The organism is Chengkuizengella sediminis, from assembly GCF_010078385.1.
Taxonomy (GTDB): Bacteria; Bacillota; Bacilli; order Paenibacillales; family KCTC-33759; genus Chengkuizengella; species Chengkuizengella sediminis.
Map to the genome: position 1 here is coordinate 100,876 of NZ_SIJC01000002.1, position 24,842 is coordinate 125,717.

Here is a 24,842-nt window from a genome sequence, read left to right on the forward strand (position 1 = left end):
AATATAAAGAAAAATAAAATATAAACACTTTAAAGGAGTGAAAGAAATGGGAGCAGTTGTTTTAAATAAAAAAAACTTTGATCAAACCATATCACAAGGAGTTACTTTAGTTGATTTTTGGGCTCCTTGGTGTGGTCCTTGTAAAACCCAATTGCCTATAGTAGATGAATTAGCAGAAGAGTTAAAAGGCAAAGTGAACATTGGTAAAGTGAATGTGGATGAAAACCCTGAATTAGCTGCGTTATATGCAGTGCAAAGCATCCCAACATTATTAATTTTTGAAAACGGTGAGGTTGTTGATAAAATGATTGGGTTACAAAGTAAGGATGTTTTAACTGAAAAACTAACTCAAACCATTGGTTAATAAATTTGGAAAGATGAAGAGGCTGTCCTATAAGAGTTGTATACAATTATAGGATAGTCTCTTTATTTATATTAATATTCTAAACCTAAACTTTGCTCTAACATGATTTTTCCTTCTTCAGTAAGATGAACTGAACGATTTGTTGTTGATTTGATCATCCATTTTTGATCCAAGAAATGAGTGGCAATGGCTGCTCCTAACCATCCTGATATATGATATCGTCTCTCACTCCAATCTAAACAAGGTTTCGCAAAAACTCTCCGAGTTTTGCCCACATTATTTATCATAATTCCTAGGTTTTCAAACCATTTTTCGCCTTCTTTTGTAACTTCATATAAATCATCTTTTAAGATGATTAAACCTTGATTTAATAATGCTTCAGTGATACTCACTCCTAGCTCTCCAGCTAAATGATCATAACAAGTTCTAGCATAACGTACTTGTTTCATTTGGTCAGACTGCTTTAATGAACGGATCTGAACTGAGGGTGCTATGGCTCCTAATTTTTCAATGACCTCTGCAACTTGTTCATTTGCTAATTTATAATAGCGGTGTCTTCCAAATTGTTCAACTTTGAGTAAATTCCCTTCGACTAATTTAGATAGATGAGAGCTTACTGTAGGGTGTGATACTTTTGCCATATAAGCCAATTCACCTGCTGGAAGTGCTTGTCCCCCCATTAATGATTCTAAAATGATAGCTCTAGTTGGTTCAGAAATAAGTTTAGCAATATATGAGATATTCGGATATACATTCATATTTCGATGATACCCTAAATGAAAATGCGTTACAATAACTTTTATAAAAGAAAGGGAGGAAATTAGATGAATTCTATTGATCTTGCAATCATGAATTTAAAAGAAACAAGGAGACGTTCTATCAAATTGTGGAACGCTCTTCCGGATGAATGGATAGATTGGAAACCCGATCACAAAGCCATGTCATTTGGTGAAATGATTCGCCATGTTTGGGGTGGCAGTTATGGATATCATATGATTTTACAAAATAATGGATCACTTAATAAAGAGATTTCTAAACCTTATGATGATGAACCGATTGTTTCTGTCCAAAAAGAAATTGAGTTATCAAAACCATATTTTGATGACTTTATCCAGTATGTAAAGTCGCTATCAACAGAAGAACTATCTACTAAATTAATTGATCGAAGTGATGTAAATTACAAGCGTTATTTAGGTGATATGCTTTTACGGATAGCTTATCATGATTCGGTTCATGCGGGTCAATTTCTACAATACTTAAGAATGATAGGCTTAGATAGACCATTAATATGGGACTGATATATAAAATATAAATAACTAATGTAAAGAATGCTCAAATGTCGATCTCCTGTTTGAAAAGGAATCGGCTTTTTTCTGATCATTTATTATGTAAATAATTACAAAATAGTAAGCATGATGGTATAATAAAAAAATATAATCTACCAAATTTTGAATTAAAAGTATCTTTAAGGAACTCCGTACTCAGAATATAATGGAAATATAAATATAAGATTTGGAAATGAATCTATTTTGATTAGGAAAAGGTGAGCAATATTATGGATAAAACTAGAAGATCTCTTCAAAATTTTTTTTATGAAAGAGAGTGGGAAAATTGTGAATTTAAAGTTTTATATAATGATAAACCCCATTATATTAATATGGACTCATTAATAGACTTAATTGTTGATCATACACATCCAGAAATGCAGCAAAAAGTATATGAAACAATGGTTGATATTGAAAATAAGGAAGGAAATATGTATGCGTTTTTAAAACATTTATATAAAATTTATTTAATTTCACACTATCATGGAAAATCAAATCAATATTATATCGTTTTTTAGAATACATAAGTAGGTATATGAACTACCACCATTAAAGAGATATATTTGTATTTGAATAATTGAGCAAGATTGTAACCCATCATGAAATGGGGATTATATATGGGCTTAACTGAGAAGTCATCTACCATTACTTGGTTTAGAGAAGGATGACTTCTCTTTAGTTATGTTAAAAAGTCTTTAATCTTATTACTTTTGTCTTCTAATTTACTAAATCATTCTTTTAGAATATTTTCTTTTTTTAAAGCGTTTAAACTTTTTAGCAAAATTAGGAGTTGCATTTTTTGGTTCATGAAAAGAATTAGGTTGTACTTTTAAATTTGACTTATTTTTACTTTTATTTACGTTTCTTTTTCTCCGTTTATCTGTTGTTTTAGTATTTTTATGGTTTTGTTTGGGATTATAATCTCTTCTGTTTACTTTTCTATACTCCAATATTTTTTCAAAGATAGTTTTATTTTTTAAAAGTGTAAATGGGATGATATCAGGTTTCGTATTTACTTCCAAGATCCAAGGGTGAAGTTTTTGATCTAGAGCAATGTCTATCCCGTTTTCTTTTATGTTTGGAAAAGCTTTATTCATTTGTTTAGCTGTTTCCACTCCAACCATGTTTAGTTCTTCTATTAAGGTTTCTTTTTCATTTTTATTTGTACAAACATGATCTAACAGTTCATCAATATCACAAACCGTACCCCCTCCACTGATATTTGTTACTACTTTTTTAGGATGAGATAATCTACCAAGAAATCCAGTGACTTCCCACCCAGATTGAAGATTTTGTTGTACCATAACTCTTATGTCTGCTGATCGATCATTATATTTGACCATATCGATTCCTTTTTGTACGATATGCAACCGTTCTGATTTTTTAATGTGTTCATTTAGATCGTTATATAAAGTTGTATAAGTGTAGAAATAATTTATATTTAGATCATTTTGTATTTCATAAATTGTTTTTTCATGTTGAATCTTTTTTTGAATTTTCATTACACCTTTCCCGGATGAGCCACGACTCGGTTTAACATAAACTACACTATGTTTTTCCAGCATTTCATTTAAACTCTCATAACTCACTTTTTTTGTATCGGGAATATATTTTTTTAAGTGAACATTATTTATCAAAACTAATGTTTTTTTCCATTTGCTTGAAACGTACTTTTTATGATTTTGTTTTATAACCATTGATTAAATGACATCTCCTTTATTTTGTAAAATGAGAAATTATTAATATTGAACAAAAATGAATGATTCATAAAATGGTTTTATTGGTAACTAAGAAGAATTAATTGGTTCAATGTAGTGTACGTTGTAGGACATTTAATTGCTTGTTTCATGGCCTATTTTAATTAAATTAATTTTTGAAAATAATATTAATTGAAAATTCAGAAAATACTGAAAATTATTACAGAATATAGTATACTAATGAGAGAAATAGCAATTATTATACTTTAAATTAACGGAATATAAATATCTATGTTTATAGTACTTTTTTTCAAGTAATTTTATATAGAAAAGAGGTGAAACTTTAAACAGTTTCCTGAAAACGATTTCATACATGGAAATATAATAAAAAGGAGAGGTAAAATGAGAAAAACGTTATATGTTTTACTTGCCATGTTAATGATCCTTGTTAGTTTTTTAACTCCAGATAATGCAATATTTGCAGAAATAACTGCAGATGATGTAGCAGTTGGAGAAGGAGGATACTCCACGGTCACTAAAGGAGGTCAGATTTATAATTGGGTATATGAAAATGAACGGAGGACACCACAAGATGTAGATTATACGACAAGCAATTTTGATAACAAGCCGTTATCAACAAATGATTGGATTAGTTCAGTCGTATGGCTGCAATACTCAGGTGCGCTTTATGCCCATCCCTTAGCGTTTAAAGCTGTAAATTCAGGATTTCAAATCAGTAATCCACCAAAAACTTTGAATGTGTTAGAAGATGGTGAAAATGAGGTTGAAAGAGAAATCAGACCAGGTCAGGTGGATTTGGAAGTGCAAGCAACTACCTTTTCACCGGTAGCAGCCGAAGCAGATAAAATCACGGATTGGTCAGCAGATATTTTAATGCCTAGTGCAGATGGTTCCAAAAATATGAAAGTTACGATCGGACATGGTAGCCCATATGCTTATTTTACTTTTGATGGAGCAGATCCTAAAATTGTGTTTAAAAATACTGCAACGATTTTAAGAGAAGACGGCTCACATATTCAATTATCTATAAATAATAACGGACAAACGAATGTTTATGGCATTTACGCTCCTTCTGGAACTACTTGGACAAATAATGGTTCAGAACTTGTTGCTGATTTACCAGAAGGTAAACACTTTCTATCAATAGCAGGATTACCTGATAGTAGTGTTGATACTTATAACCTGTTTATGGATCATGCATTTGCTTTTGTCGCGGATACAAAAGTGGAATGGAATTATGATGAAGCTAGTAGTACTGTAACTAGCGACTATATTATAACGACAACCCCAATGGAAGGTACAAACACGGACACAATCACTGCGCTTTATCCTCATCAATGGAGGAATAATCCACTAATTAATGCATCTCAATATTTACACTCTTATAATACAATCAGAGGACAAATGAAAACGCTTTCTGGACAAAATTTTTCAACACAATATGTGTACAATGGAATTTTGCCATTTATGCCTGAATTAACAGATCCGAATGATATTGCAAGATTAGAAGGATACGTACAGGAATACTATGATTACGGAAAAACGCTAAATCCTAACTTTGTTCAGTACGGGGTAGACGGTGGATTTTCAGGATATGACACGTATTGGATGGGGAAAAACTTAGGTAGAATTTCAAATGTTCTTCCATTAACTACGCAATTAGATGATACATTTAAACAGTCTGAACTTGTTCAATCGATTAAAGCTACATTGGAGTGGTGGTTTACTCCAACAAAGTATAATGAGTCTGGTGCAAAAGTAAATGATAATTATTTTTATTACGATGATCACTGGAAAACATTAATCGGCTACCCTACAAGTTATGGCTCCGCAAGTGAAATGAATGATCATCATTTTCATTACGGTTATTGGATTTATGCAGCTGCGCAAGTTGCTTTATTAGAACAAGATTCTGCAGATGCTTGGTATCAAGATGATCAATGGGGAGGCATGGTGAATCAATTAGTTCAAGATATTGCAACAACCGATCGACAGTCAAATGATTATTTATTTTTGAGAAACTTTGACCTTTATGCAGGTCATTCTTGGGCTAACGGAGTAGGTTATTCACCAAATAGTGGAGGACATAGCTGGGAGCATTCAGGAAATAATCAGGAATCTTCATCTGAAGCGATGAATGCCTGGGCAGCTTTAATTTTATGGGGAACTGCAACAGGTGATACTGAAATAAGAGATGCTGGAATTTATATGTATACAACGGAAAGAGAAGCTATTAACAACTATTGGTTTGATTTATATGGTGATGTTTTTGATCCAGAGTATACAAACGATGGTGATACAGCCGTCATGGTATGGGGAGGGAAATATAATCATATCACTTGGTGGACTGAAGAACCGATTGAAGCTCACGGAATTCAAATGTTGCCAGTTACGGGAGCTTCATTATACCTAGGATTAGATCCAAATTATGTGAAAAATAACTATGATAGAGCCTATGCAGAATTTCCAAATTATTTAGAGAAAAAAGCACAGTATGGTTGGCCAGGGTTAGATAATATCAATACATGGCAAGATATTATGCTTTCTTATTATGCATTATACGATCCAGCAGAAGCATTGTTAAGATGGAAAGATACAAATGAAGAGCTTGATCCTGCTGTAGGGATTGAATTTGGAGAATCAAGAGCACGCACATACCACTGGATGAGATCCTTAGATGTGTATGGTTTACCAAATTTTGATATCACTGCAAATACTCCTCTTTATGGTGTGTTTACTAAAGATGGATTGAACACTTATGTTGCTTATAATGCAAATAATGTTGCAACTACAGTCACTTTCTCAGATTGTTATGAATTAACGGTTCCAGCAAAATCCATGGCTCAACAATCGGCAGTAAGTCCAGGTGGAGATTGTTCAGGCAACCCCATAGATGAAGAAGCGCCTAGTACACCTACAAATTTAACTTCAGCGGGAAGTACAGAGACAACTATAGAGTTAAACTGGGGAGCATCCACAGATAATAGAGGTGTAGTAGGTTACGATGTATACCAAGTAGTTAATGGAAATACATCCGTTTTTGTAGGAACAACAACAACCACAAGTTATACAGTAACAAATTTAGCAGCAGATACAACCTATACATTTGAAGTGAAAGCGAAGGATGCAGCAGGTAATGAATCGGCTGCTAGCAATAGAGTATCAGTAACAACTGATGTACCAGATACGGAATCACCAACGGCTCCAGTTAATCTAATTGCAGGAAACATTACAGATACGACAGTAGATTTAAGCTGGGATTCATCCACAGATAACAGAGGTGTGACAGGATATGATGTATATCAAATAGAGAATGGTAATACACCCATTTATGTAGGAACAACATCATCTACAAGCTTTACAGTGCTTAACTTAACTGCGAGTACAACCTATACATTTGAAGTAAAAGCGAAGGATGCAGCAGGTAATGAATCGGCTGCTAGCAATAGAGTAACAGTAACAACTGATGTACCAGATACGGAATCACCAACGGCTCCAGTAAATTTAAGTGCAGCAAACATAACTGAAACCACAGTAGATTTAAGCTGGGATTCATCCACAGATAACAGAGGTGTGACAGGATATGATGTGTATCAAGTGGAAAATGGTAATTCAAGTATTTATGTAGGAACAGCATTATCTGAAAGTTATACTGTAACGAACTTATTAGACAATACTACTTATACATTTGAAGTGAAGGCGAAGGATGCAGCAGGAAATGAATCAATTGCAAGTAATCAGGTTACGATTACAACTTTAGAAGGGGATACTGTGATTACGGAGCCAAACTATACGATAGAAATTATTGATGGAGGTTCAGCAGTTACATTGAAATTCACACCAACAGGAGCGACCTCTAACTTTGTAGATCTTCATTATAAGGTGAATAATGGCGGACAGATTAATGTAGGTACAGTGAATAATAATGGCACATGGGAATATGTGATATCTGGAATGAGTGATGGGGATGTGATTGATTTCTTCTATACGTACACACTCGGTACTCCTGCTTACGATTCCCCTGAATATAGTTATACAGTGGGATCATCTCCAGGAGGGGGAAATCCACCAGACACAACAGCTCCAAGCACACCATCGAACCTGACGGCATCAGGAATTACGGAAATGTCTGTGGATTTAAGTTGGAACGCATCCACAGATAATATAGGAGTGATAGGATACGATATTTATCAAGGCTCTACAAATATAGGTTCAATAACGTCCACAGCGTTTACAGTGACAGGACTTACAGCAAATACAACCTATACATTTGATGTAAGAGCAAAGGATGCTGCAGGTAATGAATCTGCTGGAAACATGATTACAATTACTACATTAGAATCCTCTCCAGGAGGAGGAACTACGATTGTTGAAGATGATTATACGATAGAAATCGTAGATGATGTCTCAGTAGTAACATTGAAATTCACACCAACTGGGGCAATTTCTAACTTTGTGGACTTACATTATAAAGTGAACAATGGTGGGCAAGTTAATGTACGTACTGTGAACAACAGTGGGACTTGGGAATATGAAATTTCAGGAGTGAGTCAAGGGGATGTCATTGAATTTTTCTATACTTATACATTAGGCACCCCTGCTTATGATTCGCCTCAGTATAACTATACCGTGCAATAAGTAGAGCAAAGAAGAATAACATAGTGACTTTTCTTTTAGTGGGGGGCTTAATCCCCCACTAAAGTCAAATTAATAGGTTTAAAATAGAACAAACAAAAAACACCATAAAAAAACTGGTGTTTTATTCTTATGAGTTGATATGTTTTAATTAAAATATTAATAATATAATTACTAGTAAAAGGAATAGAGATAATACGAGGATACCTCCCCCTCCAAAAAAGAATCGATGGTTTTGTTGTGGATATTGTTGTTGTGGATAATATTGTTGTGGGTAATATTGTTGATTTGGATTGGAGATTTGTAAATATAAATTATCTTGATCAACATTCACGATCGTACCCTCAAATATTTGTCCGTGAATAGTTTGAATTCGGACGGGTTTGTTTATATGCTGCATGGCAATATGATATGCTTTATTTTTAAAATTCCGCATAAACTCAACCTCTTGTTGAGAGGCCTGTAAAACGGCTTGCTCTTGTCGGTGCATATTAAATCCTCCTCACTTCTATATACTTATATGTATTTGCCTAAGTGTGTTGATATGATGAAAATTTTTTTTAGATGAAAGGAAGTGTTCATATGAGAATTGGTGTAACAGGTGGTACTGGATTTATAGGAAAACATCTAACACGTAATTTTTTACGACAGAACCATAAAGTTTGCATATTAACACGTAAACCCGATTCTTATCAGTCAGATCACAAAAACCTTGAATATATTGGGTGGTCAGTTGATTCCATAAATGAATTAGTAGATAAACTAGAGGGAATGGATGTGTTTATCAATTTAGCGGGTGAATCTATTAATAATGGTCGATGGACTGAGCAACAAAAGGAGAGAATCATTAAAACTCGAATACAAGTTACAGATACGCTCATGAAGTTATTTAGTGAATTATACGATAGACCAAAATTATTTATCAACGCTTCAGCTGTAGGATACTATGGTACATCATTAAAACAAACCTTTATAGAAAATGACCTTTCTACAAGTGGTGATTTTTTAGCTAAAACAGTTCAAAAATGGGAAAAACATGCTTCAAAAGCAGAAAACTTAGGTATTCGTACAGTTTATACTCGGTTCGGTATTGTATTGGATAAACAAGAAGGTGCGTTACCTAAGATGGTTTTACCGTATAAACTTTTTGTAGGTGGTAAGGTTGGCACAGGGAAACAATGGTTATCATGGATTCATATAAAAGACGTAGTTAATTTAATCGATTTTATTATACACAATGGAGAATTCGAAGGCGCAGTGAATTTTACAACTCCTTTTCCATTACAAATGAATGAATTTGGAAAAACGATAGGAGAAGTGCTGAGTCGTCCACATTATTTACCAGCTCCGAGTTTTGCTTTAAAAATGATGTTGGGTGAGATGAGTACATTAGTTTTAGACGGTCAAAAAGTGTTGCCTAATAAAGCTCAACAATTGGGATTTAAGTTTGAATTTCCTACATTAAGAGAAACCTTAATGGATATTTATCGTATTAAGTAAGAGGAAGGCCAACTAACTTACAGCTACATCCATATGGTTAACATCTGTATGTACATTTTGAACTGGAGGGTTTTTATGAAAAATACTATTGTTTATTTCAAAGATAATTTCTTTTCATCTGGTTTAACTGATATTTATACAGAAAACAAGGTAAAATTGGGGGAGTTGGATTTAAAAAGTGCTTTTTCAACAAGCATTGAAGTGTGTGATGAAAAAGGATTTACAGTCATAAAAGGGGGATTTCGTTTTTTTAGTAATAAGTGGGTCATAAGTGACCGTATAGGACAAGAATTAGGCATCGTAAGAGCTAAGATATCATTTTTTTCAAAAAAATATGTTTATGAAACTAGAAGTAATGAATATCATATCTATTCCCCTAGTTTTTCAAGGCAATATGAAATCACAGATGAAAGACAAAAGTTAGTAGCTCAATTTAATAAAATTAACGGTTTTTTTGAATCTTCGGCTTATAAACTAACAAATAACTCTACTAAATTATCAACACCTGAACTCGTTGCTGTTGTGATGGGGGTAAATGCTATAACTAATTCAAATGCAGCAAGCGGCGCGGCTACATAAATTATGATTCGAACAATATTTTGAATAATACCAAACATTCGAATCAGTTCTTTTATTTGCTTTTTGAAATGCATGATTTTTTCTAAGCTTTCAAAAAATGCAGCTTCTTTATCAAAAATAGAAGGATAGGCATCCTTTTCAATAAGAGTATGTTGAGTTCTGAATATCGGTGATTCCAGAAGGCATGATCCTTGATACCAACTTCTTGTGGACTCCTCTTATTGGTCCTTTAATTCTTTAAATGTCTCATCATATCGATCTACTATTTTCTGCATGGATTTAAGAAATTTTGGATTAAATCCTTTTGGTAAATTGACTTTACTCGTTTAATACTCTTTTTCATCTACTTCTACAGACACGTTATCACCTTGGAGATAGTGTATGAATTCACATATATATCTTCATCAAATCCTCTATCTTATTTTTTATCATGTTCACCATCTCAGGTGGTTGAAGAACTTGAGCTTGTTTACCCATGCTAAAGAAATAATCTGTAAAGTACTCTAAATCATTTTTTCTCATGCTCATGTTTAATTCTCCACCTCCATTATCAATCTTTTTAAGATGTCTATCTAAATAAGGATCCATTTGGCATCTTCTAAAACCTTCTTTAGTAAATCGAACCTTGACTTGAACTAATGGATTGGATTCTTCGTTCTCATCGAAATGATACCAGTTAATGACATCGTAACTGCTTAAGTCTACATTATTTTGTTCTTCTGATTCCTCTAGATTTAATATACGATCCGCGCGAAACAATCGAACCTCTAATCTTTTAAAACAATAAGCAGGACAATACCAAAAACCATTTTGAGAATAAACCCCGATGGGTTGGATTTTACGACTACTAGTTTCTTTTAATGAATCATATTTGACCTTGATTACTTTTTGTTGAGTGGCTGCTTCTAATAATGACTGTAAATAAGGTGAAGACTGCTGTCTTGTAGGCGTCCAAAATACCATTCTATTTTTCATTCCATCAATTCGTGTTTTAATATCTTTAGCTAGATGATGATAAAACTTATTTAAAGCAGAAATGGAATCAGACTCGAAAGGTAGATCCTTATAAAATTGTAAGGACTGATAGGCAAAAAACATCGCAATCGCTTCTTTTTCTGTAAAAGTGATTGGAGGAAGCATCCTTTCCTTCAGTATTGTATATCCTCCTGCAGCTCCTACCTCAGAATACAATGGAACACCGAGTTCCTGTAAATCCAATAAATCCCTTTGAATAGTTCTCAAAGAAACATTGAATTCATCAGATAACTGTTTTGCTGTAAATTGACGTTTATCATTGATATACATAATCAGTTCAACTAAACGTTTGGATTTATTCATTATAAACTCCTATCAAGTGTTTTTTTGATTTAAATTTCATTATAAACAATTTCTCACAAAACTACGACATGTTTTGTCGCAATTCAATGATAACCTTTATTTGTAAGCAAAAACAATCCATATAGGAGGAGTTAAAATGAAAAATCAAACCCCAACGCTAGAACCTACTATTGTTAAGAAGGATGAGTTTAAAATTGCAGGTTTACAGTGTCGTTCTTTAATGAAGGAGGATGAAGATCAAAAAGAAATAGGTCAATTGTGGGAAGAGTTTATGGGAACTCTGCCAAACATAAAAAATAAAACAAATGAAAATAAGACTTATGGTTTATGCTTTGATTTTAATCCAAAAACAAATGAATTCTCATACGTCAGTGGAGTTGAGATTGATGATCAAACCTCTGAATTGCCAGATAAAATTGTTATAAAAACAGTTCCTGCAAGCCGATACGCTGTTTTTACTTATAAAGGTGATATGAGTGGGGTGGGTGCAGCTTTTAAGTACATTTATGAAACATGGTTGCCTCAATCTGGTGAAGTACCTTTTGAAGATTTTTCATTTGAGTTTTACGATGAAAGATTTTTAGGACCAGCCGATAAAAATTCTGAAATGGATATCTATATTCCGCTAAAGTAATTTAATATAGTGGGAGCTAATGAAGTTAGTTCCCACTTGAAATAAATAAGAAAAGTTGGACGTTACGTTATATTTTTGAAAAGGGTGATTGATGATGTCAAATGAAAAGAATGAATTGTTAGTAGAATTCAACCATTGGATTCTATTTGTAGATGATCTTAAAGATCAAAAAGATCATATATGGAATAAACCTATAACAAAAGGGAAATGGACGATTAGAGAAGTTGTTAGCCATATTATGTTATGGGATAAGTATTTTTATGAAGAGGCCATTGAAAAGATTGCAAATCAAACTCCTCTGACGTTGAAGCATATCGATTTTGATGAATTCAATGAACAAGCTAAAGAGTATGGTAAAACAACAAGTATTAAGGAACTCTCAGAAAAGGCAGTTTTATATAGGAAACTTATCATTGAACAAATTGAATCACTCTCAGATGAAAGGTATAGGCAAACTTATATAGATGGAGATGGAAGAGCTTTTCATGTTACCCAATACCTTAAAGATTTTTTTGGGCATGATAAGCATCATATAGATCAAATGAAGAGAGTGTTAACTTAAAAAAGTAGTTGATGTTGATGCCTGAGCGGAGATAAGATCATTTAATATGAGCTTAAATAGATCGAAATGAAAATACAAGGAGATGTTACATCGAATTATATGAATAGTTTAAGTAAAAATTCAAAATTATTGTTATATGGGCAAGCTCTTTCGTTTATGGGAGATTATTGTGTTTTGCCTGCTTTACTTATTTTATCGACGTATTATCAGGATTATTGGGTTGTTTCAGGAGTTATTATCGTGAGAAGTATTCCTATGATTATTCAACCATTTTTAGGTGTATTTGTTGACAAATTTAATAGAGTGAAAATTATGTTTTGGACAGATTTGATAAGAGGGGTTATTTTCCTAGGCATTATATTGCTTCCTCAAGGTAAATATCCCATTATATTCTTGTTGCTTTTATTACTTTCTTATGGGAGTGGTGTTTTTTTTAATCCTGCTAGATTATCCGTTATGTCTTTATTAGGAGACGATGTTAAAAAAATAAACACTATTTTTGCAAAAGCTACAACTCTTTTTGTAATCATAGGCGCACTTATTGGAGGGGCTTTTCTTATTCTAGGAACTATCAAAGCTGCTGTTGCTTTTAATGCGGTTACCTATTTTATATCTGCGCTTTTTATTCGTTTGATCAAAATAAAATCACAGAAGTCAGTTAAAACTCAGACAACAAAAATTTCTTTGACACTTAAGATTGGACTTAAAGAAATTTTCCATAATTCATTAGTACTAAATGCCATATTTACAATGATGTGTATGGCTTTATTATGGGGGATTGTATACAGTTATTTCCCTATTGTTAGCCAATATATTGGTGAAGGTGAAATTGGGAACTTTCTACTTACAGTAAGTATGGGGTTTGGAGGTTTTTTAGGAGCATTGTTAGTAAATAGATGGGGATTTAATAGTAATAAAGGTTTGATATATTTCGTATTGCTGAGCCTAATATCTCTATCTTTTTATATGTTTTCTAATTACTTTATCATTGCTTTTATTTCAGCTATTTTATTTTTTATTGCCATGGAATATGGTGAATTAACTTCGAAGGTGAAGGTGCAGGAAAATTCGGCAAATGAAATACAAGGCAGGGTTTTTGCAATTTGTGAGGCTGTGATTGGATTATGTATGTCTATTGGCTCTACGTTGATCAATTTCATCAATCCAGTGTTTATTTTATCTATTATGATAGTGTTGATGTCAGGTCTAGCTGTACACACAATAGTAGTTAATCATTCATATCTTCAAAAGTCAAAAAGTATAGATATAACTGCATGATTTAAACATAGTGGAAATATTAGTTTATGAATGTTGATTTTAGAGCAACGATCTATTTGTTAAAGAGAGATATTATGGTTTGGATGAAATTAATGAATGACTATGGAAAAGGAAGAGATATAATGAAATTTTCTGAGTATACCTATAAACGACCAGATATAGAGGAGATTTCTTCTCAATTTGATAATGCGCTAAAACAATTTTCAAATTCAAATTCATCGAATGAACAAAATTTTGCAATGAGAGAGATATATAACATTCATAATGATTTTTATACGATGTTTGAAATTGGAAGTATACGTCACTCGATAAATACAAAAGATGAGTTTTATAAATCAGAACAGGAATATTTAGATGAGACAGAGCCTTTATTTAAGGAGTTGTTTACTAAGTTTTATAAAGCCTTGATTGATTCGAAATATCGTGAAGAGTTAGAAAAAAAGTGGGGAAGCCATTTATTTAATTTAGCTGAATTAGAGATCAAAACCATGTCTCCTGATATTATAAAAGATTTACAGCAGGAAAATAAATATTCTTCAAGATATTCTGAGCTCATTGCTTCTGCTGAAATCTTATTTGATGGAAAAACATATACTTTAGCTCAACTCATTCCTTTCACTGAATCTTCTGATCGAGTAATAAGAAAAAGGGCAAATGAAGCAAAATACAAGTTTTTCTTAGAAAACGAAGAAGAGTTAGATCAACTTTATGATGATCTAGTGAAGATAAGAACAAAAATTGCTGAGAAACTAGGGTTCAAAAATTTTGTTGAGTTAGGTTATGCTCGTTTAAAACGAACAGATTATGATGCTCATCAGGTTGCTGCTTTTAGAGATCAGGTACATCAATATATTGTCCCTATCGCTACACAATTGAGAAAACGTCAACAACTTAGACTAGGACTTCAACATTTAAAATTTTATGATGAAAGATTTGAATATAAATCAGGAAATGCTACGCCAAAAGGAAATCCCAATTGGATTGTGGATAATGGTCAAACGATGTATGAACAATTATCTAAAGAAACAGATGAATTTTACTGTTTTATGAAAGATCAAGATCTCATGGACTTGATGGCAAAAGATGGAAAAATGGCGGGTGGTTACTGTACATATGTCCCTAATTATAAATCCTCGTATATTTTTGCAAATTTTAATGGTACTTCTGATGACATTGATATATTAACTCACGAAGCAGGTCATGCATTTCAAGTGTATAACAGTCGCCACTTTGAAAATCCTGAATATGTGTGGCCAACTTATGAAGCATGTGAAATTCACTCTATGAGTATGGAGTTTTTTACTTGGCCTTGGATGGAGTTATTTTTCAAAGAAGATACAGATAAGTATAAATTTTCTCATTTAAGCACAAGAATGTTATACATACCTTATGTTGTAGCTGTAGATGAGTTTCAGCATTTCATTTATGAAAACCCAGAGTTTACGCCAAAAGAGCGTAAACAAATGTGGAGAGAAATTGAAAAGAAATATTTACCTCATCGTGATTATGATGAAAATGTTTATCTAGAACAAGGTGGATTTTGGCATCAACAAGGTCATATTTTCGAGAATCCATTTTATTATATTGATTACACGTTGGCTTTGATCTGCGCATTTCAATTTTGGAAAAAGATGCACGAAGATAGGGAACAAGCTTGGGATAATTATACTCATCTTTGTAAGCTAGGTGGCAGTCAACCGTTTTTAAAACTCGTTAAGGAGGCTAAATTAAGTTCACCATTTGAGGATGGAACAGTACAATCTGTGGTGCATGACATTGAGTCTTGGTTAAGTGATGTTGATGATGAATCTTTTTAAACAATAAAGAAAGCTCCTCGATTGAGGAGTCTCAAAGGAAATAAATTCATTTTTTAAAGAATTTCTTCTTACAGCAAAAATGCGTTTTTTTAAAAATGGTCGTGTTGACTGAGAGATCTACTCTATAATCATCTTCAAAACCAGGTCTGCTAACAAATCCTCGAACTTGAGTTTCAATAATGACTTCTCTACAAGGTGGATCAGGGTCATCTGCTTGCATGATCACTGAAACAATAGGTAAAAAAGAAAGGATTTCGTTTTCTGCTATAGCTTCATCAAAGATAATGGTGGCTACTTTTTGATCAGGGGATATATTGATAACTGTTGATCCTGGCGGTACATCTGGACCGGGCTCTAAATCTAAAATAATCGTATTTGTATCCGTAATTAACTGAAAATCTATGCTGTCAACTGTTACAAGTGCATCTCCATTTGGATCTAGTGCATTTAAGATAGCATTCACATCTAAGTTAAAGATTTGATCAGGACAAACGATCGCAGGTACAATCGATTCAAACGAACCTGAATTAGCTGGGATTGTTTGCACATCTATATTTTGTTTCTTACAATTATTAATCAAATTCTTCATCTCCCTTCTTTCTATTTATTTCATTGTATGTCCAGTGAGATCATATTGTTTACAACAAGTACAAAAATGGTCGTTAGTACATTCGAACATTATTTTATTTATTTTATTTTAATGTGAAGTTTATCTATATCTGATATAGTAACTTGTGTAAGAAAATATGTGGTATAAAACAGGGGGAAATCATAGAATGAATGAAACTAAAAATAGCAGTTCAAAATTATGGATCATCATATCTGTTATTATTGCGGGGTTAATTGCTTTATCTATAGTAACTGTATTGAATACAGCAAATGCTGATGAAGATAATAAATCTGAACAAGAGAACAATGAACAATCTGAATCAGCGTCAGACTCTGATTATGTTGCTACAGTAAATGGTGAAAAAATTGGTAAGGACAAGCTATTTGATTTAATGGTTCAACAACTAGGGAAAGAAACAACAAACGCTTTGGTTCAACAACTTATTGATCAAAGTTTAGTTTCCCAAGAATTAGCAAATGAAGGATTAAATGTGACTGACGAAGAATTAGCGAACGGCGTAGCCAAAGAAATTGAACAATTTAAAGCTTCATTTGGTTCTGAAGAAGAAGTTGAAGCTTATTTACTTCAATACGGAATGTCAATGGAAGACTATCAAAAAATTGTAGAAGATCTTGTCCCATTCCAACTTCAGATTGAAAAATTATTTGAATCAAAAATTGAAGTGACAGATGAAGAAATTGCAACTTATTATGAAGAAAATTTATCTTTCTATACAGAAGAAGAGCAAGTGAAAGCATCTCATATATTAGTGGAAACGAAAGAAGAAGCAGAAGCTATTATGCAACAAATTAATGATGGCGCAGATTTTGCAGAGCTAGCTATAGAACATTCAACTGATTCAGGAAGCGGTGCAAATGGAGGAGATTTAGGTTTCTTTGGACGAGGTACGATGGTGCCTGAATTTGACGAAGCAGTTTTTAATTTATCCATTGGTGAAGTTAGTGAAATCGTACAAAGTGAATTTGGATTTCATATTATTAAAGTAACGGATAAAAAAGAAGCTAACACACCTACTTTTGAGGAAAAACAAGAAGAAATCAAAGATGAGTTAAAGAAAGTAAAAACTAGTGAGCAATACCAATTATGGATTGAAGAAGCTAAAACAGGATCGGAAATTGAAGTATTATTTAACTAAACAGAGGCATGAGTAGATTAAGAGCACCATCCACTTTTGAAAAGAAGGTGAATGGTGCTTTTATTTTTGTTATAATAATGAACACCATCATAAGAAGAATTAAGGAGTTTTATTCATGATAAAACATATCGTATTTTTCAAATTAAAAGACGGAAATCAACAAAATATTACGAAAACGAAGGATGTACTTTTGAGCATGGAAGGGAAAATTCCAGTTGTACGCCACCTAGAGGTTGGTGTAGATGTTATTCGTTCAGATCGTTCCTATGATTTATCCTTAATTGTAGAAGTAGATTCATTAGAGGATCTTGATCTATATCAAGTACATCCTGTACATAAGGAGATCATTACATACATAGCGCAAGTAAAAGAATCTGTAGTTGTTGTAGATTATGAATTCTAATATATGATAACTGAAATAAAACAAAAACAATCTTTAAGACCTCTTATTCTCATCTCTATAATGCTTGCTATGTTTATGTCAGCCATCGAGGCGACCATTGTTACAACAGCTTTACCCAGTATAGCAGCTGAATTGGGTGGTTTTACTTTATACAGTTGGGTATTTTCAGTATATTTATTTATGCAGGCTGTGACTGTTCCCATTTATGGAAAGCTTGCTGATTTATATGGAAGAAAACCTGTGTTTACATTTGGTGTCATTTGTTTTTTACTTGGCTCTATTTTATGTGGGTTCGCCTCAAGTATGTTATTCTTAATTGTTTTTCGATTTATACAAGGTTTAGGTGCAGGTGCTGTACAACCTATTGCGATGACGATTATTGGGGACATATACTCCATGGAAGAACGTGGGAAAATTCAAGGTTATTTGGCTAGTGTTTGGGGATTTTCTGCGATCATTGGGCCAACCTTAGGTGGTTTTTTGGTGGAGTATGTTGATTGGTCATGGGTGTTCTGGATTAATGTTCCTATCGGAATAATAGCCTTGTGTGGTATTCTAATTTTTCTTAAAGAGGATTTTGAGAAGAAAAAGCACAAAATTGATTATGTCGGTACGATTCTTTTAGTTGTGTTTATTAGTGCATTAATGGCCGTACTATTACGAGGTGGAGTTACATGGCCTTGGTTATCTGGCCCTGTATTTTTAATACTGTTTCTGGCTGTTTTTGCTTTTGTTTTGTTTATGCTTCAGGAAAAAAGAGCAGAAGATCCGCTCATGCCCATGTGGATCTGGAAATATAAATTGATTTTAGTTGCGAATGTGGTTTCGTTAATAACGGGCATTCTTTTAATGGGTATTTCTAACTTTTTACCTACCTTTGTGCAAGGTGTCATGGAGAGGTCACCTAAAGAAGCTGGTTTTGTATTAGCTTTGATGTCTATCGGATGGCCGATAGCTTCAACCATCGCTAGTAAAACGATGATGAAATTCGGATTTCGCAATATTGCTAGGCTTGGAACTGTTTTTTTAATCCTAGGATCAAGTGTATTCCTGTTTTTAAATCAACAAAATGGAGTAATATTTGGCGGTATTGGTGCTTTTCTTATTGGGATCGGAATGGGATTAACGAACACAATTTTCACAGTTTCAATTCAAAGCAGTGTGGAATGGCGGAACAGGGGGGTAGTGACAGCTTCTAATATGTTTATGAGAATGATGGGTACCACGATAGGTGCTTCATTATTTGGTGGGATTATCAATACCAGGATGATTCAATATTTGGAGAAGGTCCAATTATCAGATGAAATAGAACTTACCCTTGACTTAACTAATCATATTTTAGATTCAGAAAAACGTAAAGAATTATCTAGTGAAGTAGTACAGGCTTTACAGGATGGATTAACATTTTCATTGCATACAGTTTATACGATTGTTTTTGTTCTTGCAATCATCAGTTTTATATTTGTAAAATATATGCCTAAAGCACCCCAAAAAGTGGAGTATTAATTATTAAAAGGGATGATGAAGTTGGAATTAAAAGATGTCATGGAAGCATTAACTATTTTATTAGTTATAATATTAACCTTTGCATTTATCATTGGATGGGCAAAATTAAAAAGTAAAAAACGTAATAAAAAATAATAAAGGGGGATAGATCGTATGTATTACGTCAATCAAGATCAAATCAATCAAAGGCTTGAGTTTATGGATTGGCTCGTAGGAACAATACCTGAGTCTTTAGAAAATAAACTCGAATCGGAAAGTGTTATCCAATTTTTAGCACAAGAAAGAATTTTACATTTGGCGTTAGAATCAGTAACGGATATTGGAAGTTATTTAATAGACGGTTTTTTGATGAGAGACGCAAGCAGTTATGAGGACATTATAGAGATATTACATGGTGAAAAAGTGTTTCCGTCTCATCTCTTAGAGCCATTATTAAATTTAGTGAAAATGAGAAAAAAATTAGTTCAGGAGTACTTTCATTTAGATCGAAATGACGTTCATCCTTTACTGTTTGAATTACCAAATGTTCTTTCAGAATTTTCAATTAGTATATTAAACTATTTAAAACATGAACTGAATACATAATAAATTGGCTATCCAAACTTTTGATACATAGTTGTTTAGTAATTTACTTATTCTATTAAATACGTTAAAATGAGGATAAGTAAAGGGTGATGTAGAATGAATCAAGAAGCTCCCACTCGAAAAATGATACTTAATATGCTAAAACTTAAAAGTTCTTTAAGTGTCAGTGAAATGGCTAAGCAACTAAACATTACAGAAATGGCTGTCCGTAGACATTTAAATACGTTAGATCGTGATGAATTGATTACATCAGACTTAATTCGAAAAGCAATGGGTAGACCTACACACGTTTATTCTCTAACTAAAAAAGCGGATGATTTATTCCCTAAAAACTATCATAAATTTACTTTAGACATTTTGGATGAGCTAGTAAGTGAGTTTGGAAATGATGCATTGGATAAGCTTTTTGAAGGAAGAGAGAATAAACTATTTTTAAAATATGATAATAGAATGCATGGAAAAGATTTAGAAACGAAAGTTGAAAAATTAGTTGAAATTCAAAAAGAAACAGGATATATGGCAGAGTGTGATGTTGATGATGAGGGAAACTATATTTTAATGGAGTATAATTGTCCAATAGCCCAAGTGGCTGACCAATATCAACAAGCTTGTGAATGTGAGTTATCTTTATTTAAAAAATTATTAGAAACTGATGTAAAGCGCACTGAATGTATTGTAAAAGGTGGAAATAAATGTACCTATGTTGTTAAAAATAATGAAAACTGAAGCATACATTCAATTGAAAATTAGAAGATAAAACTATCAATATTATAGCTAGGTGAAGTGTTCAAATGTGAACACTTCACTTTTTTTGTGTCAAAACAGAGTGTGCTTTCCTATAATGTAGAATATGAACTGGGCAATCGTCTAAAATTGAATGAGAACTAATTGAGGTGAAATCATTGATCATAGAAATATGTTTGATTGTTATTGCTGTGGCTTTATGCATGTTGGTTTTGCTAATAACTATTGCGTTTATTACAATCAATCGCTTTGCAAAACAAATAAATATAATTTTATCGAATGTGCATAATCAGCTTGAACAAACGAGGTCTGATGCACAAGATATAATCCAAAACACTAAAAAAATCGCAACCGAAATTAAAACGAATATCAATTCCTCAAAATCATTGATTGATAACACTAATCAACTATTTAAATCATTAAACCATACAGTTTCATCATTACAACAAATATCAGACTCTATTTCAAGAAATTCAACTTCTAATAAAAATAGTACCAGTACTAATGTGAAGCAAGACGAAGGAATATCAGAAGTAGTGAATTGGGCATCAACTACTTTAGACATATGGAAAAAATTTAAAACATGAACTAAAGCTATTTTTTGAAAGAATAATGAAATTTGACTTTGCAGTTTTAAGGAGAGGGTTTGAATGTCAGAAAATAACATTAACAGTAAGGATTTTTTATTAGGTGTATTAATAGGTGGTGTTTTAGGCGCTGTTGCAGTTAAATTTTTAGGAGGGTCTGCTAAAGAAATCGACAATAGTTCAAATGTTTCTTCAAAAAAATCATCCAATAGTGAAGAGCCATCTGAAGGATTTGCTAACAATGTGACTGTAAAAGCAAAAGCAGTCTCAACTAAATTTAATGATAATCCTCAAGTCTTCCCGATTACAAGCCAATCTCAAAGGACAATTATTAATGAGGATACAGAAGGAAATACAAATCCAGTCACTGAAATTAAAGCAAAAGGAGTCATAGAAACAAACGAAGAAGAAATTACAAACGTGAGAACTGAAGCAAACGAAGAAGTGAACAGAAAAGAAAGTACTGAAGTAAATACTGAAGCAAACACAGGAACGAGTAACAAAACAAACGAATCCAACGAAGCAAAAATTGAAGAAGGTGAAGGAGATAGATCTGAAGACACATCAGAAGCGGAGACCAACTCAAAAAGAATCCATCAGGTAAAAACAGAAGATTATATTGAGAAGCTTGAGCTGTCAGATCGAACTGGTGAGGGAGACAGTAGTAAAAAGAACAAGAATAAAAAAAGAAAGAATAAATGAAAATATAGACATGTGCCTACACCTTATTGCCCTTACATTCGTATTGTATAAGTAAAAGGTAGTAAAGGAGGGTGTAACATGTCATGGTTTTCACGTGATTACATGAAAGATCTTGATCATCTTCAAGAATCTTTTCACAAGGCATTAAAAGTAAGTGAAGATATGGTTGGTAAAATTAATAAATTATTTTTAGATGGACCTAAAACAGAGGTGTTTGACAAAGGAAAAAAAGTTATCATCATCTTAGAAGTGCCAGGTATTCAAAAACAAAAGAAAACTGATTTTTCAGTTCGATCGACTGGGAAAAGTATGTATTTAAAAGGCTTTTTAAATCAGCAGATTAAAATAAGCAATTATGAGCAATTTTATAGTGAAAGAAGAAATGAAGACTTCACTAGATATATACCGATACCTTCTGCTGTTAAAAGAAAGCCTGTATCGATTAAATATAAAGATGGGTTATTAAAAATGGTTTTTGAAAAAAAGAGAGATACTTCAGAAAATAAATGGTACGACTTTCAAATCTAAATATGGTAAATATAATGGACCTTTGTTTATTTAGATAGAGTTTTTTAAAAATAGTCCCGAATAATACGGGACTATTAAATTATTCAACTACTTCCAAAGCCTCCAATAGGGGCTTTTTTTTATTTACTTAAATGAATATTCCAGCAGCTAAAATAATAACTAAAAGAATGAATAGAACTAAAACTACAACTGCAGTACCTGTTGCACCTCTTCCATATGCGTATCCACCTTTTCCACCATAGCAGCTCATTTCATACCCTCCTTTACTTTAGGATAATATATTGTATTCATGACGATTTATTTATGCATAGTTATATGTCCCTATTATTAAAAAATAGACATTTATCCCGATTTTAAGAGCTTGTCAAGGAATAAAATACTCAAATAAAAAATTTCCTCCAAATAGTAGTGTGATGCTAGACTATATAGTAGACACAGCTTATTATAAAAAATATATGAATATCATCCCTGATCATTTAACTTCTTTAAATGTGTGCTTGTCTTATATGACGCAATGAACAAGCGAATTTGGTACTCTTAGTGGGGAAAGAATAATCTCCCCACTAAAGTAGTATTTAAAAGATAGTTGTCATTATATTGCGAAAGCAGCTGCTAAAATGATTACTAAAAGAATGAATAAAACTAATACAATACCAGCAGATCTGGCAATTCCAGCTCCGTATCCACCACCACATGCGCTCATTTACTTCACCTCCTTTTAAACAGAATATACAAGAAATTATCTTCTGTATTTTATAAAGTGAGTTAATTCAAGTACATAAAATTAGGAGATTTTTTAAAAATATTACTTAGATGAGTCTGGCAATCTTCTAGAAAAATTCACCTTACTGTAAATTTAAATATCCGTTTATCTGAATTATATTGCGAAAGCAGCTGCTAAAATAATAACTAAAAGAATGAATAAAACTAAAACTACAGTTGCAGTACCAGTTGCACCTCTTCCATATGCGTATCCACCACCGCCATATGCACTCATTTGTCTGCACCTCCTCCTTTTAGAAGATAATATACAATATGAACTAGAAACTAGTCCTGTATAGACGAATACCCTGATTATCAATAAATGGACGTTTATCCAGTATCAACACTCCGTAAGTCCTTCTGTGAAACAAAAAATATGGTTTACATCCCTGTTAAAATTGTCACGTCCTGTGATAAAAATCAGCACCAAAACTCCTGTTTTGGCAATTCCTTCAAAAGCTCAACCAAGAGCCAGTTACGATGCATCAATAAATCCTATACAAGTCAATTCTTACATTGAACCAGAGCATATATTTTTGTATGATGATTAGAGAACCATTAGAGATTAAATGGAGGAATTTTATAATGACTGATGTAGATGAAGTATTAACCTTGATGTCTAAACAAGGTTTTAGGATTACCGAACAGCGTAAATCACTAATTGAACTTTTTATTGATAATAGTAGTTATTTAACGGCAAAAGATGTTTATAAATACATGTCTAATCAATATTCTGGGCTAAGTTTTGATACTGTTTATCGTAATTTACGACTCATGAAAGAAGTAGGTGTGATCGAACAGTTTGTATTTGAGGATGGGGTTAAATTTAAAATACGTTGTGCAGATGAATCTCACCATCATCATTTAATATGTCTTGAGTGTGAGAAAACTTACTCTATACATTATTGTCCAGTTCAATATGTACCTGAATTGCCTGATCAATTTCAAGTCGTCAATCATAAATTTGAATTGTATGGGTTTTGCAGAGATTGTCAAAATTAAATAATGGGTACTATTCTATAACATTAAAGAGTCGCAAAAGTAGAGAAACATTCTAAAGATGGAGGTACGATGATGATGTTGAAAAAGCTGTGGATGGCTCCTATTCATTTTTACAGGAAATTTATTTCACCATTAAAGCCCCCAACGTGCCGTTTCTATCCCACGTGCTCTCAATATGCATTAGAAGCAGTTGAAAAACATGGAGTAGTAAAGGGGACAACATTAAGTGTAAAAAGAATTAGTAAATGTCATCCCTTTCACCCTGGTGGTGTTGATCATGTGCCTGAAAAATAACAAACTTGACATTTGTATGAATCATTATGTATATTTTAATAAATTAAAATCATTTCCTATGAACGGATAAGTACAGTATTTGCACTAATACAGAGAGCCGGGAATGCTGAAAACCGGTATAGCTGCAATGTTGGAAAATGGTCCTGGAGGATTTATCGTCGAGTGTTTTCATCACGTGAATGGATGAGGCGGTAACGGATTCCTACGTTAAAA

The 24,842-nt window shown here is 32.8% G+C and carries 28 protein-coding genes; 20 read left to right on the forward strand and 8 right to left on the reverse strand.

The features are described 5' to 3' along the window. Positions 1–46 precede the first annotated feature (46 nt). A complete protein-coding gene (gene trxA, locus EPK97_RS05030; RefSeq protein ID WP_162035527.1) occupies positions 47–364 on the forward strand; it encodes a thioredoxin in 318 nt (105 codons plus the stop codon). A 71-nt stretch (positions 365–435) separates the two neighbouring features. Here the strand turns inward: trxA and EPK97_RS05035 are convergent, their stop codons facing one another. Next, positions 436–1,122 (reverse strand): ArsR/SmtB family transcription factor, encoded by a 687-nt coding sequence (locus tag EPK97_RS05035; RefSeq protein ID WP_162035528.1) that lies wholly within the window; start codon positions 1,120–1,122, stop codon positions 436–438. 66 nt (positions 1,123–1,188) lie between these two features. Between EPK97_RS05035 and EPK97_RS05040 the strand changes: the two genes are divergently transcribed. Beyond that, on the forward strand, positions 1,189–1,662 hold the full coding sequence (locus EPK97_RS05040) for a DinB family protein (RefSeq protein WP_162035529.1): 474 nt from the start codon (positions 1,189–1,191) through the stop codon (positions 1,660–1,662). Between the two features lie 257 nt (positions 1,663–1,919). Continuing rightward, positions 1,920–2,207 carry a hypothetical protein gene (locus tag EPK97_RS05045; protein ID WP_162035530.1) on the forward strand — a complete coding sequence of 96 codons (288 nt, stop codon included), beginning with the start codon at positions 1,920–1,922 and terminating at the stop codon, positions 2,205–2,207. Between the two features lie 207 nt (positions 2,208–2,414). Here the strand turns inward: EPK97_RS05045 and EPK97_RS05050 are convergent, their stop codons facing one another. Further along, positions 2,415–3,386, reverse strand: coding sequence for a YheC/YheD family protein (locus EPK97_RS05050; protein ID WP_162035531.1), 972 nt, complete (start codon positions 3,384–3,386; stop codon positions 2,415–2,417). A 402-nt stretch (positions 3,387–3,788) separates the two neighbouring features. Between EPK97_RS05050 and EPK97_RS21725 the strand changes: the two genes are divergently transcribed. Further along, entirely contained in the window at positions 3,789–8,045 is a 4,257-nt protein-coding gene (locus EPK97_RS21725) for a glycosyl hydrolase (protein ID WP_162035532.1), read from the forward strand. A gap of 148 nt (positions 8,046–8,193) precedes the next feature. Here the strand turns inward: EPK97_RS21725 and EPK97_RS05060 are convergent, their stop codons facing one another. After that, entirely contained in the window at positions 8,194–8,532 is a 339-nt protein-coding gene (locus tag EPK97_RS05060; protein WP_162035533.1) for a hypothetical protein, read from the reverse strand. 92 nt (positions 8,533–8,624) lie between these two features. Between EPK97_RS05060 and EPK97_RS05065 the strand changes: the two genes are divergently transcribed. After that, positions 8,625–9,542 (forward strand): TIGR01777 family oxidoreductase, encoded by a 918-nt coding sequence (locus tag EPK97_RS05065; RefSeq protein ID WP_162035534.1) that lies wholly within the window; start codon positions 8,625–8,627, stop codon positions 9,540–9,542. A gap of 75 nt (positions 9,543–9,617) precedes the next feature. After that, positions 9,618–10,121, forward strand: a complete 504-nt coding sequence (locus EPK97_RS05070) for a hypothetical protein (protein ID WP_162035535.1) — start codon at positions 9,618–9,620, stop codon at positions 10,119–10,121. A gap of 387 nt (positions 10,122–10,508) precedes the next feature. Here EPK97_RS05070 and EPK97_RS05075 read toward each other — a convergent pair whose 3' ends face one another. Next, positions 10,509–11,459 carry a helix-turn-helix transcriptional regulator gene (locus EPK97_RS05075; protein ID WP_162035536.1) on the reverse strand — a complete coding sequence of 317 codons (951 nt, stop codon included), beginning with the start codon at positions 11,457–11,459 and terminating at the stop codon, positions 10,509–10,511. A 136-nt stretch (positions 11,460–11,595) separates the two neighbouring features. Between EPK97_RS05075 and EPK97_RS05080 the strand changes: the two genes are divergently transcribed. The 4 genes from EPK97_RS05080 (at position 11,596) to EPK97_RS05095 (ending at position 15,750) form a co-directional block, all read left to right on the forward strand. Beyond that, positions 11,596–12,093: a GyrI-like domain-containing protein gene (locus EPK97_RS05080; RefSeq protein WP_162035537.1), complete on the forward strand. Its 498-nt coding sequence runs from the start codon at positions 11,596–11,598 to the stop codon at positions 12,091–12,093. A 94-nt stretch (positions 12,094–12,187) separates the two neighbouring features. Beyond that, positions 12,188–12,655 carry a DinB family protein gene (locus EPK97_RS05085; RefSeq protein ID WP_162035538.1) on the forward strand — a complete coding sequence of 156 codons (468 nt, stop codon included), beginning with the start codon at positions 12,188–12,190 and terminating at the stop codon, positions 12,653–12,655. A gap of 99 nt (positions 12,656–12,754) precedes the next feature. Further along, positions 12,755–13,933, forward strand: a complete 1,179-nt coding sequence (locus EPK97_RS05090; protein WP_162035921.1) for an MFS transporter — start codon at positions 12,755–12,757, stop codon at positions 13,931–13,933. Positions 13,934–14,055: 122 nt separating this feature from the next. Next, on the forward strand, positions 14,056–15,750 hold the full coding sequence (locus EPK97_RS05095; RefSeq protein WP_162035922.1) for a M3 family oligoendopeptidase: 1,695 nt from the start codon (positions 14,056–14,058) through the stop codon (positions 15,748–15,750). A gap of 46 nt (positions 15,751–15,796) precedes the next feature. Here the strand turns inward: EPK97_RS05095 and EPK97_RS05100 are convergent, their stop codons facing one another. Then, positions 15,797–16,330: a hypothetical protein gene (locus tag EPK97_RS05100; RefSeq protein ID WP_162035539.1), complete on the reverse strand. Its 534-nt coding sequence runs from the start codon at positions 16,328–16,330 to the stop codon at positions 15,797–15,799. 196 nt (positions 16,331–16,526) lie between these two features. On the opposite strand from EPK97_RS05100, the gene EPK97_RS05105 reads away from it, so the two are divergent. From EPK97_RS05105 to EPK97_RS05140, 8 genes are all read left to right on the forward strand, one after another. After that, positions 16,527–17,516 (forward strand): peptidylprolyl isomerase, encoded by a 990-nt coding sequence (locus tag EPK97_RS05105; RefSeq protein ID WP_162035540.1) that lies wholly within the window; start codon positions 16,527–16,529, stop codon positions 17,514–17,516. A gap of 115 nt (positions 17,517–17,631) precedes the next feature. Next, positions 17,632–17,919 carry a Dabb family protein gene (locus tag EPK97_RS05110; RefSeq protein ID WP_162035541.1) on the forward strand — a complete coding sequence of 96 codons (288 nt, stop codon included), beginning with the start codon at positions 17,632–17,634 and terminating at the stop codon, positions 17,917–17,919. A gap of 3 nt (positions 17,920–17,922) precedes the next feature. Then, positions 17,923–19,425, forward strand: coding sequence for an MDR family MFS transporter (locus EPK97_RS05115; RefSeq protein ID WP_162035542.1), 1,503 nt, complete (start codon positions 17,923–17,925; stop codon positions 19,423–19,425). A 153-nt stretch (positions 19,426–19,578) separates the two neighbouring features. After that, entirely contained in the window at positions 19,579–20,010 is a 432-nt protein-coding gene (locus EPK97_RS05120) for a DUF86 domain-containing protein (protein ID WP_162035543.1), read from the forward strand. A gap of 96 nt (positions 20,011–20,106) precedes the next feature. After that, complete coding sequence (locus EPK97_RS05125) at positions 20,107–20,736, forward strand: helix-turn-helix transcriptional regulator (protein ID WP_162035544.1); 630 nt, start codon at positions 20,107–20,109, stop codon at positions 20,734–20,736. Positions 20,737–20,912: 176 nt separating this feature from the next. Next, entirely contained in the window at positions 20,913–21,341 is a 429-nt protein-coding gene (locus EPK97_RS05130) for a hypothetical protein (protein ID WP_162035545.1), read from the forward strand. A 63-nt stretch (positions 21,342–21,404) separates the two neighbouring features. Beyond that, positions 21,405–22,043: a hypothetical protein gene (locus EPK97_RS05135; protein ID WP_162035546.1), complete on the forward strand. Its 639-nt coding sequence runs from the start codon at positions 21,405–21,407 to the stop codon at positions 22,041–22,043. 78 nt (positions 22,044–22,121) lie between these two features. Then, positions 22,122–22,571 carry an Hsp20/alpha crystallin family protein gene (locus EPK97_RS05140; RefSeq protein ID WP_162035547.1) on the forward strand — a complete coding sequence of 150 codons (450 nt, stop codon included), beginning with the start codon at positions 22,122–22,124 and terminating at the stop codon, positions 22,569–22,571. Positions 22,572–22,698: 127 nt separating this feature from the next. Here the strand turns inward: EPK97_RS05140 and EPK97_RS05145 are convergent, their stop codons facing one another. From EPK97_RS05145 to EPK97_RS05150, 3 genes are all read right to left on the reverse strand, one after another. Then, positions 22,699–22,821 carry a sporulation protein YjcZ gene (locus EPK97_RS05145; RefSeq protein ID WP_162035548.1) on the reverse strand — a complete coding sequence of 41 codons (123 nt, stop codon included), beginning with the start codon at positions 22,819–22,821 and terminating at the stop codon, positions 22,699–22,701. Positions 22,822–23,163: 342 nt separating this feature from the next. Beyond that, positions 23,164–23,274: a sporulation protein YjcZ gene (locus EPK97_RS21485; protein WP_205690229.1), complete on the reverse strand. Its 111-nt coding sequence runs from the start codon at positions 23,272–23,274 to the stop codon at positions 23,164–23,166. 174 nt (positions 23,275–23,448) lie between these two features. Next, a complete protein-coding gene (locus tag EPK97_RS05150; RefSeq protein ID WP_162035549.1) occupies positions 23,449–23,568 on the reverse strand; it encodes a sporulation protein YjcZ in 120 nt (39 codons plus the stop codon). A gap of 350 nt (positions 23,569–23,918) precedes the next feature. On the opposite strand from EPK97_RS05150, the gene EPK97_RS05155 reads away from it, so the two are divergent. Both EPK97_RS05155 and yidD read left to right on the forward strand, forming a co-directional pair. Next, positions 23,919–24,335, forward strand: coding sequence for a Fur family transcriptional regulator (locus EPK97_RS05155; RefSeq protein ID WP_162035550.1), 417 nt, complete (start codon positions 23,919–23,921; stop codon positions 24,333–24,335). Positions 24,336–24,407: 72 nt separating this feature from the next. Then, a complete protein-coding gene (gene yidD / locus EPK97_RS05160) occupies positions 24,408–24,629 on the forward strand; it encodes a membrane protein insertion efficiency factor YidD (protein WP_420826775.1) in 222 nt (73 codons plus the stop codon). The last annotated feature ends 213 nt before the right edge of the window (positions 24,630–24,842 follow it).